The following is a 16,021-nucleotide window of genomic DNA, read 5'->3' on the forward strand; positions in this document are numbered from 1 at the left end:
TCTTCACAGCGGCCCGACCGGCCGCCGCTCTGTTTTCTTGCGCTCGCCGACACGTTCGATCGCGCCGAAAACCTTCAGCCTTTTGCGAATGGCGTCCCGCTGCGTCGAAACCTTGCGCAGGGTCCCTAAAACTGGGTACCGGTTTCGGCCAAGATCACGCGCAGCATAAAGGCCCATGAACACGATCCTGACGCGGCTGTCGGCCGAACTCATCAAGAAATACGAGTCCGAGGGCTTCTGGCGCGGCGACACGATCTACTCACTGGTGCGCTGGAACGCCGAGCACAAGCCGGATTCCTTTGCGGTTCGCGACCGGTTCCGCCGCCTGACCTATCGCCAGCTGCTCGACGCCACCGATGCGTTGGCCGCCGACCTTGCCGGCCGCGGCGTGCGGGCGGGCCAGCGCGTCGGCGTCTGGCTGCCGAGCCGGATCGAAAGCGTCATTGCATTGCTGGCCTGCTCCAAGAGCGGAGCCATCTGCTGCCCGTCGTTGCATCGCGATCACACCGTCGGCGAGGTGGTCGAGCTGATGCAGCGGACCCGCGCCGCCGCATTCATCTGGCAGGAGGGCTACGGCGCCGATGCCGACAAGCGCGACTTCATCGAGGCGATCAAAGCCGCCGAGACGGTGAAGCAGATCTATCGGCTCAAGCCGCTCAGCGAGACGAGCCAGGTGCTGTTCCCGGGCCTTGCGGCGCACGGCCCGGTGGTTCCGGTCAAGGCCGATCCCAACCAGGTGGTCTATCTCGCCTTCACGTCGGGCACGACCGGCAAGCCCAAAGGCGTGATGCACTCCGACAACACGCTGCTCGCCAACGCGCGCCAGTTCGCCAAGGACTGGAGCATCGACAACACGTCCGTGGTCTATTCGCTGTCGCCGCTCAGCCACAATCTCGGCTTCACGTCGCAGGTGATCGTGCTGGCCGCGGGGGCGGAGCTTGTGATCCAGGATTTGCCGCGCGGTGCGAGCCTCGCCGACCGCATCCTCGAGACCGACACGAGCTTCCTGATCGGCGTGCCGCCGAACGCCATCGATCTCCTCGGCGAAATGCAGAAGCGCGGCATGAAGGGTCTCGGCAGGCTCACAGGCTTCCGCATCTCCGGCTCGGCCGTGCCGAGCGAGGTGGTGGCGGGCCTGATCGCGCAGGGCGTCAAGCCGCAGAGCGGCTACGGCATGACCGAGAACTGCTCGCACCAGTACACGCTGCCGGACGACGACGCCCGGCTGATCGTCGAAACCTCGGGCAAGACCTGTCCCGGCTACGAACTTTGCGTGTTCAAGGCCGACGACCGCGACACCGAAGCGGGACCCGGCGAGGTCGGCGAGATCGGCGGCCGCGGCGCGAGCCTGATGCTCGGCTATTTCGACGACCAGAAGGCCACCGAGGACGCCTTCAACAAGGACGGCTGGTTCATGACCGGCGACCTCGGCACGATCGACGCGCAGGGCTATCTCCGCATCGCCGGCCGCAGCAAGGACATCATCATCCGCGGCGGCCACAACATCCATCCGGCGCGAGTCGAGGAACTGGCGACACGCCATCCGGCGGTGCAGCGCGCCGCGGCGATCCCGATCAAGGATCCCCGGCTCGGCGAGAAGGTCTGCCTCGCGGTGGTGACGCGCCCCGGCGCCGATGTCGCACCCTCGGAGCTGCTCGCGCATCTCGATGTCGCGGGTCTCTCCAAATACGACATGCCGGAATATTTCCTGCGGCTCGACGAGATTCCGCTGACGCCCAACGGCAAGATGCTCAAGCGGGCGATCCTGGATTGGATCGCGGCCGGCCGCGTCACGCCGCAGCCTGTGCGTTTCGAGGCAAGTCGCAGCAGGGATGCCACCACGCCCAATTGACTCGCATCGCAGCCTGCTCCTATGAACAGGCGGTAGTTAGAAGCCCTGTAAATCAAGCAAGATCACGCGGCGACATGGCGCTCGAGGCATCCGGCAAATACACGAATTCCGCTCTGCGGATCGGAGACGTGGACCCCTATGCGGAACGCAAGGCCGGTGAGTTCATCGGCACCGTGGTGTCGAACGCCTCGGTCAACGACGAGTACAAGCACGTCGTCCTCAAGGTCCATCCGCACGCGCTGAGAGCTTACGCCGGGCAGATGTTTCATCTGCTCTGCCCGTCGCCCGACGGCGCCGAAGTCTGGATGCGCCGGCCGATGAGCGTGTATCGCGTCGACAAGGCGAACGGCCAGATCGAATTTCTCTACAAGACCGAAGGCCGCGGCACCCTCGGCATGGCGAAGCTCGGCGTCGGCGATGACTTCAACATCGCGGGCCCGCTCGGCCATGGCTTCACGCTCGAGCCGTCCTGGAAGAACATCGTGGTGTTGGGCCGCGGCGTGGGTCTCGCGACTCTCGCGCCGCTGTCGCAGCTTGCCGCCGAACAGAAGGTCGGCGTCACCGCGATCCTGAGCGCGCGTCACGCCGGCGTGGTGATGTCGCGCGATCTGTTCGCGGGCCTCGGCGCGCGGGTCCTGACGGTGCTCGACACCGACAACACCAGCGCGGTCGAGAACGTCGAGAAGATCGTCGAAGGCCTGATCGCCGAAGGCAAAGCCGACGCGTTCTTCACCTGCGGCTCGAACCGCCTGCTGAAGCTGATGCAGCGGCTCGGCAAGAAGCACAACATTCCGGGCCAGGTCGCCATGGAGCAGATCATGGTCTGCGGCATCGGCGCCTGCTACGTCTGCATGCGCACCTTCGAGGTCGACGGCGAGAAGGTGCTCCGCCGCGTCTGCCGCGACGGTCCCGTGTTCAACATTCAGGAGGCCGTGGGATGGTAGATCTCTCGGTCAAGATCGGCGACATCACGCTGCAGAATCCGATTCAGCCAGCGTCCGGCGCCTTTTCTTGGGAATACAACGACGTCATCGACCTGAACCGGCTCGGTGCGCTGGTGGCAAAGACCATTTGCCGCGAGCCGCGGCTCGGCAATCCGACGCCGCGCATGGCCGAGACCGAGGCTGGCATCATCCAGTCGATCGGCCTGCCGGGCAAAGGCATCGAATACTTCGTCGATCACATCGTGCCGGAATACGCCAGGTTCAAGCCGCCGCTGGTGGTGAGCGTGAACTCGGACAACATCGAGGATTTCGCCGCGCTTGCCGAAGAGCTGAGCGTGCCCGATGTCGACGTCATCGAGGCGAACATCTCGTGCCCGACCCGCAATCAGACGGGCGGCAACTTTGCCATGCACGAGGACTACACCCGCGATTGCATCACCGCGATCCGCGCCAAGACCAAGAAGCCGCTGTGGGTGAAGCTGTCGCCCAACGCCGGCGACATCGTCTCGATCGCGCGCGCCGCCGAAGCCGCCGGCGCCGACGCGCTGGCGATCGCCAACACCTTCCTGTCGCTGAAGATCCGCACCGACAACTTCCGTCCGGCGCTCGGCAACAAGTTCGGCGGACTGGTTTCGCCGGCGCTCAAGCCGATCGTGCTGCGGATGGTCTATCAGGTCGCCAAGCAGGTGAAGATTCCGATTATCGGCATCGGCGGCGTGACCAAGGCCGAGGACGTGGTCGAATACATGCTGGCGGGGGCGAGCGCGGTCGGCATCGGCTACGCCGGCTTCCGCAATCCGACGGCGCTGGTTCAGATCATCGACGACCTCGAAGCCTGGTGCGATGAGCGCGGCATCAAGAAGGTCACCGAACTGATCGGCGCGGTGAAGGATGCCGACATGGAGACGGACACGCTGGCCGCTGCGTCGATCGGCGTCTGACCCCAGACGCCGCGGCAGTCATGGCGAGCCCCTTCGAGCAACGTGTTGCTGATGCGGTCGCGCACCACGAGGCCGGACGTCTCGATCAGGCCGAGGCCGCCTATCGTGATGCACTGGAGCTTGCGCCTAGCCATCCGGCCATCGTCCACAATCTCGGCGTGATCGCCGCAGCGAATGGCCGCCACGACGAAGCCATCGCGCAGTTCGACTTGGCGATCGCGGCCGAACCGCGATACGCATCCGCGCACTACAATCGCGCCTCGGCGCTGCAGGCGCTCGGCCGCTCGCGCGACGCCTTGCAGAGCTATGCTCGCGTCTGCGCCATCGATCCCGGGCATTACGACGCCCATCGCGCGCTCGGCTTCCTCTGGCTCGCCGAGGGCGACCGCAGCCGTGCGCTCGATCATTTCGCGCGCACCTATGAGCTGCGGCGCGGCGAGGATCGGTCCGGCATCGCGAACAAGTCGCTGACCTGGGCTGTGCACGACAAGCTCATCCACGACGCCGAGCAGTTCCGTTATCTGGCGGCGCGCCGCCGGGACCGCCTGCGTTTCGAGACGTTGGCGCGCAATTACGAAGCCGTGGCGGAAGGCGTCCCGGACAAGGCCGTGCCGCTGTCCGGCGAGCAGCTCGACGCGCTCGGCGACGACTACAACACGGCGATCCACATCAGCAGCGCGCCCGAGATCGCGGGCCGCGCCGTCAATGCCCGCCCGGACCGCGATGCCTTGCTCGCGCGCTTTCGCGAACGCGAGGCCGGCGCGGTGGCGTTCGATGATCTGCTGACGCCTGCGGGTCTGGCCGCGCTCCAACGCTACCTGCTCGAAAGCACCATCTGGCACGACTTCAGCCACATCGGCGGTTTCGTTGCGTCTTATCTCGAAGACGGCCTGGCCTGCCCGCTGCTGCTTCAGATCGTCGACGAGCTTCGCGGCACGCTGCCTGAACTCCTCGGACCGCACCCGCTCACCCAGGCCTGGGCGTTCAAGGGCCTGAAAGCTGCGTCTGCCGTTGCGGCCCATGCCGACGATGCCGCCATCAGCATCAACTTCTGGGTGACGCCGGACCGCGCCAACCGCAACCCCGACGGCGGCGGGCTGGAGGTGTGCCGCGTGCTGCCGCCGGCGGCTTGGCAAGTGCATGGCTACGATGCGGACATGGCCGAGATTGCGGCGTTCCTCGATCAGCACGCCGGCGAGAGCCTCGTCGTGCCCTATCGCGACAACCGCGCGGTGCTGTTTGAATCCCGTCTGTTTCACCGCTCCGGCGCCACGGACTTCGCGCCCGGTTACGAAAACCATCGCATCAACCTGACGCTGCTGTTTGGCCATCATGCCGATTGATGGTTCAATCCGGCGAAACGTCTAATCAACGGAGAACGACATGCGCGCCGTGGTGGTCCGGGAGTTTGGCGGCATCGAGAAGGCCGCGCTGGGCGAGATGCCCAAACCCGAGCCCAAGGCCGGCGAGGTGATGATCGAGGTCCACGCCGTCAGCGTGAACTTCGTCGACCTCGTGATGATGAGCGGCACCTATCAGTTCAAGCCGACGCTGCCGTTCATTCCGGGCAAGCTGCCGGTCGGGATCGTCACCGCGGTCGGTGCGGGCGTGACGCGGTTCAAGCCGGGCGACCACGCGCTGCTGATGGCGGAATCCTCGAGCTTCGCCGAGTTCAGCGTGATGCCGGAGAACCAATGCATCAAGCTGCCGCCGAACCTGCCGTTCGAGGAAGCGGCCTCGATGGCGCTGGTCTACGACACCGCGTACTTCGCTCTGAAGGATCGCGGCCGGATCGCGCCGGGAGAAACCGTGCTGGTGCTGGGCGCGACCGGCGGCGTGGGTCTCGCCGCAATCCAACTGGCCAAGGCGTTCGGCGGCAAGGTGTTCGCCGCCGTCTCCAGCAAGAGCAAGGAAGACATCGTTCGCGACGCCGGCGCCGATGCCATCGTCGATCTGTCGGTGCCCGATCTGCATGAGAGCCTGCGCCAGCAGGTGTTCGCGCTGACCGGCAAGAAGGGCGTCGACATCGTCGTCGACATGCTGGGCGGCGATATCTTCGACGCCGCGGTGCGCGCGCTCGCCTGGTGCGGCCGGCTGATCGTGATCGGCTTTGCCTCGGGCCGGATCCCGTCGCTGAAGATGAACTACGTTCTGGTGAAGAACATCGAGGTCAGCGGCATGCAGGTCAGCGACTATCGCAAGCGCCGGCCGCAGGACATGCAGGCCGCCTTCGCCGACATCTACCGGCTCCATGCCGAGGGCAAGTTGAAGCCGCTGCCGACCAAGGCCTATCCGCTGGAGCAGTTCGCCGACGCGCTCCGCGACATCAAGGACCGCAAGGTTCGCGGCCGAATTGTCTTGAAAATGCGAAGTTAATCAATCGAGATTGCTAAAATTTTCGCGATAATTTGCTGGCAATTTTTCGCGCTACTTCTAGCGATCCGCGAAACGTACAGAAAACGTGAGCGAATTAGACTGTGCGCAGAGTTGCGAAATGTCACGCAACCGGGGGTCCAAAAAGAAGGTGACAAATGAAGCGCTTTTTTTTCGACGTTTCGTTCAAAAATCATGTGCGTTACGATTATCAAGGCCGTGACTTCGCGCAGCCGGAACAGGCCCGCGAGCTCGCGGAGCTGATCGCCCTCGATTTCGAATGCAGCGACAGCGAAACCGCCGGCGCCGAGGTGCAGGTCCGCAACATCGCGGGCACCTGCCTGTTCTCGGTGCCGATCCGGCAGCCGGAGCTGATCGCGGCCTGAAAGCCGGAAGAGCGTCCCTACAATCCCGGTAGACGTGGTGTGGGCGCTTCGCCTTCGAAGCGAACGCCCTCGAGCGCCAGAAGCTTTTGCTTGGTCTTGGTGCCGCCGTATGCCGAGAAGCCTCCGAGCTTGCCGCCAGCGGCAAGGACCCGGTGGCATGGGATGACGATCGGGATGCGGTTGCTTCCCATCGCGGCGCCGACGTCGCGGGCGCCCTCCCAGTCGGTCGCGCCGATGCTGCGGGCGAGCTCGCCGTAGGTAACGGTGCGGCCAAACTCGATACCGCGCAGCGCCTCGTAGATGCGGCGGCGAAGCTCGTCGATGCCATTGAGGTCGACGGCAACGGCTGAGAAATCGACCCTCTGGCCGCCGAGATAATTCCGAATATCGACGATCAGGGCCTGCACCGCTGGCGGCGGATCGGCCGGGCCGACGCTGCCGGATTTTTTAACGAGCCGCCGCTCGGTCATGGCGTCGTCCTTCTCCGGAAGCTGCGTGGCGCAGATGCCCCGCCCATTCCAGGCGATGCCGCAACGGCCGATCGCGGTCTCGAACAGATGATGATGTGCCTGTTCCATGGCGCAAAGGTAGGCGCAGGCACGGCGCGTTGCCACCCGATTCCCGAAACCTTAGAAACACGAAGCCCCGCGCCTTGCGGCACGGGGCTTCCGCGCACAGCGGCTGGCCGGCATTACATCAGCGGCCAATACGGCGGCACGCCGTAATAGTCGTAGATGCGCTGGCCCTGCGTGCGATCCCACTTCCACTCTTCGCCGGTCGCATAGTGCGGCGCGTTCTTGAGTTGCTCGTCGGTGATGTTGACCTCATAGCCGCCGAGCTTCTCGTTGTAGGTCAGCCGCTGCCACGGGATCGGATAGTGATCCTCGCCCAGGCCCAGGAAGCCGCCGAAGCCCATCACCGCGTAAGCAATCTGGCCCGAGAACTTATCGAGCATCACCCGCTCGATCTCACCGATCTTCTTGCCGTCGGAGCGATAGACCTTGGTGCCTTCGACCCGGTCGCTGCCGATCAGATCGTGGCGGCCGTGAATGGCGGGCGAAGTATCGCCGAAACGGCCCATTCCTGTCGTCATGCTCATGATCGTTCTCCGTCTCTCAACGTTTGAGAGCAAACGTCATCTGGGACATGGAAGTTCCTGCGGGTTCCGCGACGGTGCCGCCGTACATGGGCGGCGGCATCGTTGCGATTGCGGACATATCGCAGCGCCGAAAACTGCGATGGCTACATCGCGTGATGCTTCCGGGCTTTCTTTTTCTTCTTGGTCATAGCCTTGGAGCTCATGCCGCTGGTCTGCCCAGCCGACGGTTCATTGGGATTGCCCCTGTTCGAGGTGTCCATGTTCTGCCCGCCACTGGGATTGCCGGTGCCGGTCTGGCTGCTGGTTCCCTGCGCGCTGGCTGCCGTGGCCGCCAACAGACCGAAGCTGGCCGCAGCGAAGATTGGGAGAAGACGCATGGCGTGGCTCCTTGGCTCAAGGGTTTTTCGCATGTGATTTGGGATCGCCTCAGACGCTTTGTCGCATCTGATCAAACCAACGGAACGGACCGTTCACGCGTTCCTCCCGATTCGGGAATTTGTTCGTCCGATCCCTCGCAATGCGGCGGCGCATCATAAGCATCGCCGCAATCTGGCTTCGGGCGCTTCGGAACGGCGGTGCTCCGCAAACGTTTTTACGTGATGAGCGCACCGACGAGGATGACGCTATGGAAAATCCAGATTCCAAAAGCTCGCGGTTGAACAAGCAGTGGCGCAGATACGAACAGTCTGAGACCACGGTGGCGGCGATTTTCGGCGGCATCGCGGCGCTGTTCATCGCCGGCATCGCAGCGGCTTTCCTTTATGCCAAGGATACCAATCCGATCCAGAGCGCCAGCGCGCCGTTGCCGCCCGTGACGAGCAACGCTCAGACGAGCACCGCTCAAGCGCCGGACTCTTCACCGCCCGTTGAAACCACCGGCTCCGGCGCCAACAACACACCACAGCCGAAGCAGCAGGCGGGCCAGGCTGGACAGAAAAAGCAATAAGGGCGCGAGCACGCGGCATTTTCGCGAGGAACAAAGTTTCTTCGCAGGACGTTCGATAGGCATCTTTGAACACCAACCGGAGTGATAACTCATGCGCTCAAGTCTTCTGCTCGGCGGGCTGCTGTCCTCTGTCGTGATCGTGACAGCGTTCGCTCAATCCAATCCGCCGGCGCCCGCTGCGACCCCGGCCCCGCCTGCCGCTGCCGCCACCACCACGACCACCACGACATCGGCCTCGGCAATGTGGCGCGCGTCCAAGGTCATCGGCGTCAATGTTTACAATGACCAGAACGAAAAGCTCGGCGACATCAGCGAAGTCCTGATCGACAAGTCGGGCAAGGTCGACGGCGTGATCATCGGTGTCGGCGGCTTCCTCGGCATGGGCTCCCATGACATCAAGGTCGATATGGCCAAGCTGAAATTCGTCGACGAGCCTGTGAAGACCTCTTCGAGCAACACCACGACGACGACCGGCGCGGCTGGCGGTTCGATGAACCGGCCGGCCACCACGACGACCACTACGTCTTCGACCAAGAAATGGTATCCGGACCATGCGATCCTGAGCGGCGCTAGCAAGGACCAGCTCAAGGCCATGCCGCAGTTCAAGTACGACTAATTGTTTCGCAACAGCGCTCAGGCAACGCAAGCTGACGGCGTGATGCGACGAAAGAGCCCTGGCGAAAGCCGGGGCTCTTTTCACATCGCGTGTGAGGCAACCGTATTGCCTTTCCGGCGTCCCCTGCCCTACATGGCGCGCCATGCCCGCGCCTCTTCTCCAGCTCAAAGACATCGCACTGACCTTCGGCGGCACGCCGCTGCTCACCGCGGCCGAGCTTTCGGTCGCGCCGGGCGAGCGCGTCTGCCTGGTCGGGCGCAACGGCTCGGGCAAATCGACGCTCATGAAGATCGCGGCGCGCGGGGTCGAGCCCGACGGCGGCTCGGTGTTCGTGCAGCCTGGCGCATCGCTGCGCTATCTCGCACAGGAGCCGGATTTCGGCGATGCCGAGACGGTGATGGCCTACGTCGAGGCTGGCCTTGGGCCGAACGACGGAACCCACCAGGCGCAGCAGATGCTCGACGCGCTGGGGCTGTCCGGCAGCGAAGACCCGTCGCGGCTGTCCGGCGGCGAGGCGCGGCGCGCGGCGCTCGCCCGCGTGCTCGCGCCCGATCCGGACATCCTGCTGCTCGACGAGCCGACCAACCATCTGGATCTCCCCACCATCGAGTGGCTGGAGCGCGAACTCGAAGGGCTGCGCTCGGCCATCGTGATGATCAGCCATGACCGGCGCTTTCTCTCCAACATGTCGCGCAGCACGGTGTGGCTCGACCGCGGCAAGACCAAGCGGGTCGAGCGTGGTTTCGCCGATTTCGAGGACTGGCGTGACGAGGTGCTGGCCGAGGAGGAACGCGACCAGCACAAGCTCGACCGCAAGATCGTCGCCGAGGAGCATTGGCTGCGCTACGGCGTGACCGCGCGGCGAAAGCGCAACGTCAAGCGGCTCGCGGGCCTGCAGACGCTCCGCGAAACGCGGCGCACCTATCGCGGCTCTCAAGGCAGCGCCACCATCGCAGCCAGCGAGGCGGCGCCGTCCGGCGCGCAGGTGATCGAGGCCAAGGGCATCGGCAAGAGCTACGAGGGCCGCACGATCGTCGAGAATTTCTCGACCCGCGTGCTACGCAGCGACCGCATCGGCGTGGTCGGCCCCAATGGCATGGGCAAGACCACGCTGGTGAAGATGCTGACCGGCGCGCTCGAGCCGGACGCCGGCACCGTGAAGCTCGGCGCCAACCTGGCGATGGCCACGCTTGAGCAGCACCGCGACAGCCTCAACCCCAACACCACCGTCGCCGATGCGCTGACCGGCGGCGGTCGCGACACCGTCGAGGTCAACGGCGAGCGTCGGCACGTCATCGGCTATATGAAGGACTTCCTGTTTGCGCCCGAGCAGGCGCGCACGCCGCTGGAAAAGCTTTCCGGCGGCGAGCGCGGCCGGCTGATGCTGGCGCAGACACTCGCCAAGCCATCGAACCTGCTGGTGCTCGACGAGCCGACCAACGACCTCGACCTCGAAACGCTCGACGTGCTGGAGAGCATGATCGCCGACTATGCCGGCACCGTGCTGCTGATCAGCCACGACCGCGACTTTCTCGACCGGCTCGTCACCAGCGTGATCGTGCCGGACGGCAACGGGCACTGGGTCGAATACGCCGGCGGCTACACCGACATGCTGGCTCAGCGCGGCGAAGATCTCGTGCGTGAGGCACCCAAGGCTGCAAAAGAGCCGAAAGCGGTCAAGGAAGCCAAGCCGGCACCGGAGAAGAAGCGCAAGCTCAGCTTCAACGAAAAGCATGCGCTCGAAACTCTGCCCAAGATGATCGCCGATCTCGAATCGCAGGGCCGCAAGCTGCAGCAGCAGCTCGACGATCCGAATTTCTTCGCACGCGATCGGGCTGGATTCGAGAAGGTGTCGTCAGACCTCGGCGCAGTGCAGACCAAGCTCACCGAAGCGGAAGAGCGCTGGCTGGAGCTGGAAATTTTGCGCGAGGAGTTGGGCGGCGCTTAACTCGCCGCCGCTGCCGATTGGTTACGCCGTCATTCCGGGGCCGCGCGCAGCGCCGAACCCGGAATCCAGACGTTGGCTCGGAGCTTTGTTCTGGATTCCGGGTTCGCGAGCTTCGCTCGCGCCCCGGAATGACCGTGCGGCTACCGCGTGGCTCAAGCGTTGCGCATCGCGGCCGAAGCGCCGGTGCCGGCGATGCGGCCGAAGACCGAACCCGACATCAGGCCCGAGCCGCCCGGATAGTTGAAGTAGAAGATGCCGCCGACGAGTTCGCCTGCCGCATAAAGTCCCGGGATCGGGTTCATGTCGGAGTCGATCACTTGCCCTGAGTCCGGATCGATGCGCACGCCGCCAAAGGTGAATGAAAGCCCGCAGCCGACGTGATAAGCCTCGAACGGCGGCTCCTCGATGGTGTTGGCCCAGTTCGACTTGTTGATCGGGAGGCCCACCGTGCAGCGGCCGTCCTTGATGTTCGGATCGAACTTCACGCCCTGCTTCACGGCCGCGTTGTACTTCTTGATCTCGTCGAGGAACGCCTCGGGATTGACGCCTTCGAGCTTGTGCGCGAACTCCTCGATGGTGTTGGCCGAGACCTTCGACACGCGCTTGATGCGGTATTCGGCGCGCAGCATCGGCACGATCTTGCCGTCGAACACCTGCCAGGCGAAGTTGCCGGGCTGGCGCAGCACCACGGCGCCGTACTTGGCGTAGGTGTAGTTGCGGAAGTCCGCGCCCTCGTCGACGAAGCGGCGGCCGGTGGCGTTGACCAGGATGCCCCACGGATAGCTGTGCTTCTGGAAGTTGTCGCCGACGCTGAGATCGCCGAACTCCGGCGCGTTGTAGTCCCACTGCACGGCGTGGCCGCCCGACCAGTTGCCGAAGCTCGACGCGCCGATGGCCAGCGCCATGTTGATGCCGTCGCCGGTGTTGTAGGGCGTGCCGCGCACCTTCACGAGCTCCCAGCCCGGGCCCATGTAGCGGGTGCGCATCTCGGGATTCGACTCGAAGCCGCCGCAGGCGATGATCACCGCCTTGCACTCGATGTCCTCGTACGCGCCGTTGGCCTTGACCTTCAGGCCCTTCACGGTCTTGCCGTCATAGATCAGCGACAGGCCGCGCACGCCGTAGCGGACCTCGATGCCGTTCTGCTGCGCGAGCTTCAGATGCTGCTCGATCAAGCCTGGGCCGCCGCCCTTGGACTCGACGGTGAGGCCGCCCCAGAACTTGAACTTGCCGTCGATCAGATAGGCCTGCCGGCCCCAGATCGGATCGAACTTCATGCCGGTCTTGTGCAGCCAGCGCATGGTGTCGCGCGAGCGGCCGACCAGCCGGTCGCACAGTTCGCCGTCGGTCCGGTATTCCGTCACACGGAACATGTCGTCGTAGAACTTGTCGGCCGTGTAGGTGCCGAAGTCGGAGCGGTCGAGCTCGTCCTTGGTCAGGTCCGGCATGAGGGCGGTGAGATCGTCGACACCGTCATAGACGCAGCGGAACGCGCCGGCCGTGAAGCGGGAGTTGCCGCCCATCAGTTCCTTGGGCGCACGCTCGACCATCAGCACCTTGGCGCCGTTCTGAGCCGCCGCCTGCGCCGCGCAAAACGCCGCATTTCCGGCGCCAACCACCACCACGTCCCACTTGCCTGCCACGTCGATTTCCTCCGCTCGCGCAATGCCGCCCTGGCCGGGCGGGCTAAGGCTTTCCGGCCTTTCATCGAATTACGTTTGGGCGCTGTCAAGGCCGCGGACGGATGGCAGATGTGCCTTCCGTTCCGCGTGCTGAACCCTTCGCGAAAGCGCGCGACCGTGTCGCCTTGCCTGCGCGCGGGCTTGGACCATAATCGCGCGCCGGCTTTCACTTCCACTCGAGGCTTTCGTGACCACACGCCTGAATTCGCTCGTCCTCCTGCTTGCTGCGCTGCTCCCCTTTGTCTCGCCGGCCTCAGCGGAAACCTGGCCCGACCGGCCGGTGAAGATCATCGTGCCGTTCGGCGCCGGCGGCTCCGGCGATACGCTCGCCCGCGTGGTGGCCGACCATCTTTCGACGGTGTTCAAGCAGCAGTTCGTAGTCGAGAACCGCACCGGCGCGGGCGGCATGATCGGCACCCAGGCGATCGCGGCGGCGGCCCCCGACGGCTACACCATCGGCATCACCAATCTTTCGACCTTGGCGCTGGTGCCGGTGATCAACCCGGCCGCGACCTATCATCCGGTCAACGACTTTTCGCATATCGCCTATGTGGCGGGTGCGCCGGTCGCCTTGGCCGCAACGCCTGCGGCCAACATCAAGACGCTGAAGGAGTTCATCGACACGGCGAAGACGAGCGCGAAGCCGCTGACGTACGCCTCGTCGGGCGTCGGCTCCGACGGCCATCTGATGGGCGTTGCGATCTCGCTCGCCACCGGAGCGCCGCTCGAACACGTGCCTTATCGCTCGACGTCGCAGGCACTCACCGACGTGGTCGCGGGCCATGTCGCGCTCTGCACCTTCACGCTGTCTTCGACCGCGCAGTTCCTGCGGGCGGGACAGCTCGTCGGCGTCGCGGTGACCTCACCCGATCGGATGCCGGACCAACCGGATCTGCCGACCTTCAAGGAACTCGGCTATCCGCAACTCGTCGGCACCACATGGTTTGCGCTGTCCGGCCCGGTGAAGTTTCCCGAAGACGTCGCCGAAAAACTCAACCGTGAGGTCGCAATCGCGGTCGCGCTGCCCGAGGTGCAGGCGCGGCTCCGCCGCGACGGCTTCATCGCCCAGCCGATGAGCCGCGCCGATTTCACCAAGTTCGTCGGCGACGAAGCGGCGCGCTGGAAGCCGCTGGTCGAAAAGGCAGGCTTGGCGGGCAAGGGCTGAGCGCACGCATGAAGCCATCCCGCGCAATCCAGCAATGGTTCGGATGTGCGGCGGCGGCATTCATCGCGGTGACGGCGATGGTCGCGCATGGCGCGCAAGCGCAGGTGCCGAAGACGATCCACATTCTGGTGCCGTTTCCGGCGGGAGGGCCGACTGACATCACGGCGCGCGTTCTCGCCGAGCAGATCGGCAAGCAGCACGACGTGAGCTTTGTCATCGAGAACCGCCTTGGCGGCGGCGGTTCGATCGCGAGCGAAGCCGCAGCGCGCGCCGCGCCCGATGGCGGCACGCTTCTGATCGTGGCCGCCGGCGTGCTGATCAATCCGCTCCTGAAGAAGACGAACTACGATCCGCTAACGAGCTTCACGCCGCTTTGCCTGCTGGTGCGCTCGCCGCATGTGATCGTGGTCAACAAGGATTCGCCGATCCAGAGCTTCGCCGGCTTCCTGGCGCAAGCGCGCGCCAAGCCGGGCGAGCTGACGTTCGCCACCGTCGGCCCGGCAACGGGGCCGCATATCGCCTTCGAGATGCTGAAGCGCCGCGCCAACGTCGATATCACCTTCGTGCCGTTCAACGGCACCACGCCCGCGATCAACGCCGTGATGGGCGGCCATGTGTCGGTGGCAATGGGGGACTTCCGCGACGTCTACGGCGCGCTGCAGAGCGGCACGCTGCGCGGACTTGCGACCACGGCTGCCCAGCGTCTTGAACAGCTCCCCGATCTTCCGACGGTCGCCGAGCAGGGCTTTCCGGGCTATGAGGCGGAAAGCTGGTTCGGGATCGTGGCGCCGGCAGCGACGCCGAAGGACGCCGTGTCGCAGCTTGATGCCTGGTTCCAGGAGGCCTTGCGGGATCCCGAGGCGCGCTCAAAGCTCGTCCGCGCCGGCGTATTTCCAACGGGTGTCTGCGGCGTGGACTTCGCCGCGCATCTGCGCCATCAGAACGAGGAATTTGCCAAGACGATCCGCGACGCGAACATCAAAGCGGAATAGCGGCCGGTTGGCCGGATACTTGCAACACCGCGGGGCTCGGCCCGCATCTCGAAGGAGCTCACGATGAAATCGAATTGGATCGGACTGCTGCTCGGCCTCGCGCTGCCGGCACTCGCCTCGACCGGCGCACAGGCGCAATCCTTTCCCAGCAAGCCGATCCGCCTGGTGCTGCCTTACGCGCCGGGTGGTGCCACCGATTTCATCGGCCGAACCACGGCGAAGTATCTCAGCGACGCGATCGGCCAGCCGGTCGTGGCCGAGAACAAGCCGGGCGGCGGCGGCGTCGCCGGCACCGATACGGTCGTCCGCTCGGCGCCCGACGGCTACACGCTGGTGCTGATGGATCCGGCGCTGATCATCAATCCCACGCTGATGGCGAACGTGCCCTACGATCCGTTCAAGGATCTGCAGACGGTGTCGATGGTGTCGTCGTCGCCGCTGGTGCTGGTGGTGGCGCCGCAGCTGCCGCCGAAGACCTACGCGGAGTTCGTCACCTACGCCAAGGCCAATCCCGGCAAGCTGAACTTCTCGTCGGCGGGCATCGGCACCACGCCGCATCTCGCCGGCGAGATGTTCGCGCAGCGCACCGGCGTCACCGCGACGCATGTGCCCTATCGCGGCATCGGCCAGTCCTTCACCGACATGATGGCGAACAAGATCCAGTTCGCGTTCTCGAGCGTGGCCGGCGCGCTGCCGTTCACCGCCGACAATCGGCTCCGTCCGCTCGCGGTAACGGGCCTCAAGCGCAGCGCGACCTATCCGGACCTGCCGACGGTCGACGAAGGCGGCCTCAAGGGCTTCGACGTCGACCTCTGGTACGGCATGTTCGCGCCGGCCGCGGTGCCGGCCGATGTGATGGCCAAGCTCAACGCCGCGCTGAAGGAGGCGCTGGCCAATCCGGAGCTGAAGGCGGCCTTCGCCAAGGTCAGCGCCGAGCCGCGCTACACCACCTCGCAGGACGGCAACACGTTCCTGCATAGCGAATTCGACAAGTGGAAGAAGGTCATCACGGACGGCAACATCAAGGAGAATTAGGCCGCGCAGCGCCCGCTTGACGCGGGCTTCGTGGCGGCGTCC

General features: G+C 65.0%; 17 protein-coding genes. 12 read left to right on the plus strand and 5 right to left on the minus strand.

Going from position 1 to position 16,021, the window contains the following annotated elements; translation table 11 throughout:
* Positions 1 to 3 precede the first annotated feature (3 nt).
* Positions 4 to 177, minus strand: a complete 174-nt coding sequence (locus RHPLAN_RS40005) for a hypothetical protein (protein WP_157100681.1) — start codon at positions 175 to 177, stop codon at positions 4 to 6.
* Between RHPLAN_RS40005 and RHPLAN_RS34870 the strand changes: the two genes are divergently transcribed.
* The 6 genes from RHPLAN_RS34870 (at position 176) to RHPLAN_RS34895 (ending at position 6,496) form a co-directional block, all read left to right on the plus strand.
* Positions 176 to 1,852: a class I adenylate-forming enzyme family protein gene (locus RHPLAN_RS34870; protein ID WP_068028631.1), complete on the plus strand. Its 1,677-nt coding sequence runs from the start codon at positions 176 to 178 to the stop codon at positions 1,850 to 1,852. The two genes, RHPLAN_RS40005 and RHPLAN_RS34870, sit on opposite strands and share 2 nt — an antisense overlap.
* Positions 1,853 to 1,926: 74 nt before the next feature.
* Entirely contained in the window at positions 1,927 to 2,796 is an 870-nt protein-coding gene (locus tag RHPLAN_RS34875; protein ID WP_084246186.1) for a dihydroorotate dehydrogenase electron transfer subunit, read from the plus strand.
* Positions 2,790 to 3,737 carry a dihydroorotate dehydrogenase gene (locus RHPLAN_RS34880; RefSeq protein ID WP_068028634.1) on the plus strand — a complete coding sequence of 316 codons (948 nt, stop codon included), beginning with the start codon at positions 2,790 to 2,792 and terminating at the stop codon, positions 3,735 to 3,737. The genes RHPLAN_RS34875 and RHPLAN_RS34880 overlap by 7 nt, the downstream gene beginning before the upstream one ends.
* Before the next feature lie 20 nt (positions 3,738 to 3,757).
* Complete coding sequence (locus RHPLAN_RS34885; RefSeq protein WP_068028636.1) at positions 3,758 to 5,080, plus strand: tetratricopeptide repeat protein; 1,323 nt, start codon at positions 3,758 to 3,760, stop codon at positions 5,078 to 5,080.
* Positions 5,081 to 5,120: 40 nt separating this feature from the next.
* Positions 5,121 to 6,113: an NADPH:quinone oxidoreductase family protein gene (locus RHPLAN_RS34890; RefSeq protein WP_068028639.1), complete on the plus strand. Its 993-nt coding sequence runs from the start codon at positions 5,121 to 5,123 to the stop codon at positions 6,111 to 6,113.
* A gap of 155 nt (positions 6,114 to 6,268) precedes the next feature.
* On the plus strand, positions 6,269 to 6,496 hold the full coding sequence (locus tag RHPLAN_RS34895) for a DUF6894 family protein (RefSeq protein WP_068028641.1): 228 nt from the start codon (positions 6,269 to 6,271) through the stop codon (positions 6,494 to 6,496).
* 17 nt (positions 6,497 to 6,513) lie between these two features.
* Here the strand turns inward: RHPLAN_RS34895 and RHPLAN_RS34900 are convergent, their stop codons facing one another.
* The 3 genes from RHPLAN_RS34900 to RHPLAN_RS34910 all read right to left on the minus strand — a co-directional run bounded on the left by RHPLAN_RS34900 (position 6,514) and on the right by RHPLAN_RS34910 (position 7,972).
* A complete protein-coding gene (locus RHPLAN_RS34900; protein WP_237179980.1) occupies positions 6,514 to 7,110 on the minus strand; it encodes a methylated-DNA--[protein]-cysteine S-methyltransferase in 597 nt (198 codons plus the stop codon).
* Between the two features lie 77 nt (positions 7,111 to 7,187).
* The gene (locus RHPLAN_RS34905; protein WP_068032317.1) at positions 7,188 to 7,589 is read right to left on the minus strand and encodes a PRC-barrel domain-containing protein; all 402 of its coding nucleotides are present in this window, start codon (positions 7,587 to 7,589) and stop codon (positions 7,188 to 7,190) included.
* A 149-nt stretch (positions 7,590 to 7,738) separates the two neighbouring features.
* Entirely contained in the window at positions 7,739 to 7,972 is a 234-nt protein-coding gene (locus RHPLAN_RS34910) for a hypothetical protein (protein ID WP_068028647.1), read from the minus strand.
* A gap of 140 nt (positions 7,973 to 8,112) precedes the next feature.
* Here RHPLAN_RS34910 and RHPLAN_RS34915 point away from each other — a divergent pair, with 140 nt between their 5' ends.
* The 3 genes from RHPLAN_RS34915 (at position 8,113) to RHPLAN_RS34925 (ending at position 11,105) form a co-directional block, all read left to right on the plus strand.
* A complete protein-coding gene (locus RHPLAN_RS34915; protein WP_068028649.1) occupies positions 8,113 to 8,541 on the plus strand; it encodes a hypothetical protein in 429 nt (142 codons plus the stop codon).
* Between the two features lie 91 nt (positions 8,542 to 8,632).
* Positions 8,633 to 9,157 carry a PRC-barrel domain-containing protein gene (locus RHPLAN_RS34920; protein WP_068028652.1) on the plus strand — a complete coding sequence of 175 codons (525 nt, stop codon included), beginning with the start codon at positions 8,633 to 8,635 and terminating at the stop codon, positions 9,155 to 9,157.
* Between the two features lie 142 nt (positions 9,158 to 9,299).
* Entirely contained in the window at positions 9,300 to 11,105 is a 1,806-nt protein-coding gene (locus RHPLAN_RS34925; RefSeq protein WP_068028655.1) for an ATP-binding cassette domain-containing protein, read from the plus strand.
* 152 nt (positions 11,106 to 11,257) lie between these two features.
* Here RHPLAN_RS34925 and tcuA read toward each other — a convergent pair whose 3' ends face one another.
* On the minus strand, positions 11,258 to 12,748 hold the full coding sequence (tcuA, locus tag RHPLAN_RS34930) for an FAD-dependent tricarballylate dehydrogenase TcuA (protein WP_068028659.1): 1,491 nt from the start codon (positions 12,746 to 12,748) through the stop codon (positions 11,258 to 11,260).
* A gap of 226 nt (positions 12,749 to 12,974) precedes the next feature.
* Here tcuA and RHPLAN_RS34935 point away from each other — a divergent pair, with 226 nt between their 5' ends.
* The 3 genes from RHPLAN_RS34935 (at position 12,975) to RHPLAN_RS34945 (ending at position 15,979) form a co-directional block, all read left to right on the plus strand.
* Positions 12,975 to 13,952 carry a Bug family tripartite tricarboxylate transporter substrate binding protein gene (locus tag RHPLAN_RS34935; RefSeq protein WP_068028661.1) on the plus strand — a complete coding sequence of 326 codons (978 nt, stop codon included), beginning with the start codon at positions 12,975 to 12,977 and terminating at the stop codon, positions 13,950 to 13,952.
* 8 nt (positions 13,953 to 13,960) lie between these two features.
* The gene (locus RHPLAN_RS34940; protein WP_068028664.1) at positions 13,961 to 14,944 is read left to right on the plus strand and encodes a Bug family tripartite tricarboxylate transporter substrate binding protein; all 984 of its coding nucleotides are present in this window, start codon (positions 13,961 to 13,963) and stop codon (positions 14,942 to 14,944) included.
* 63 nt (positions 14,945 to 15,007) lie between these two features.
* A complete protein-coding gene (locus RHPLAN_RS34945; RefSeq protein ID WP_068028666.1) occupies positions 15,008 to 15,979 on the plus strand; it encodes a Bug family tripartite tricarboxylate transporter substrate binding protein in 972 nt (323 codons plus the stop codon).
* Positions 15,980 to 16,021: the final 42 nt, after the last annotated feature.

Source organism: Rhodoplanes sp. Z2-YC6860, from assembly GCF_001579845.1.
Classification (GTDB): Bacteria; Pseudomonadota; Alphaproteobacteria; order Rhizobiales; family Xanthobacteraceae; genus Z2-YC6860.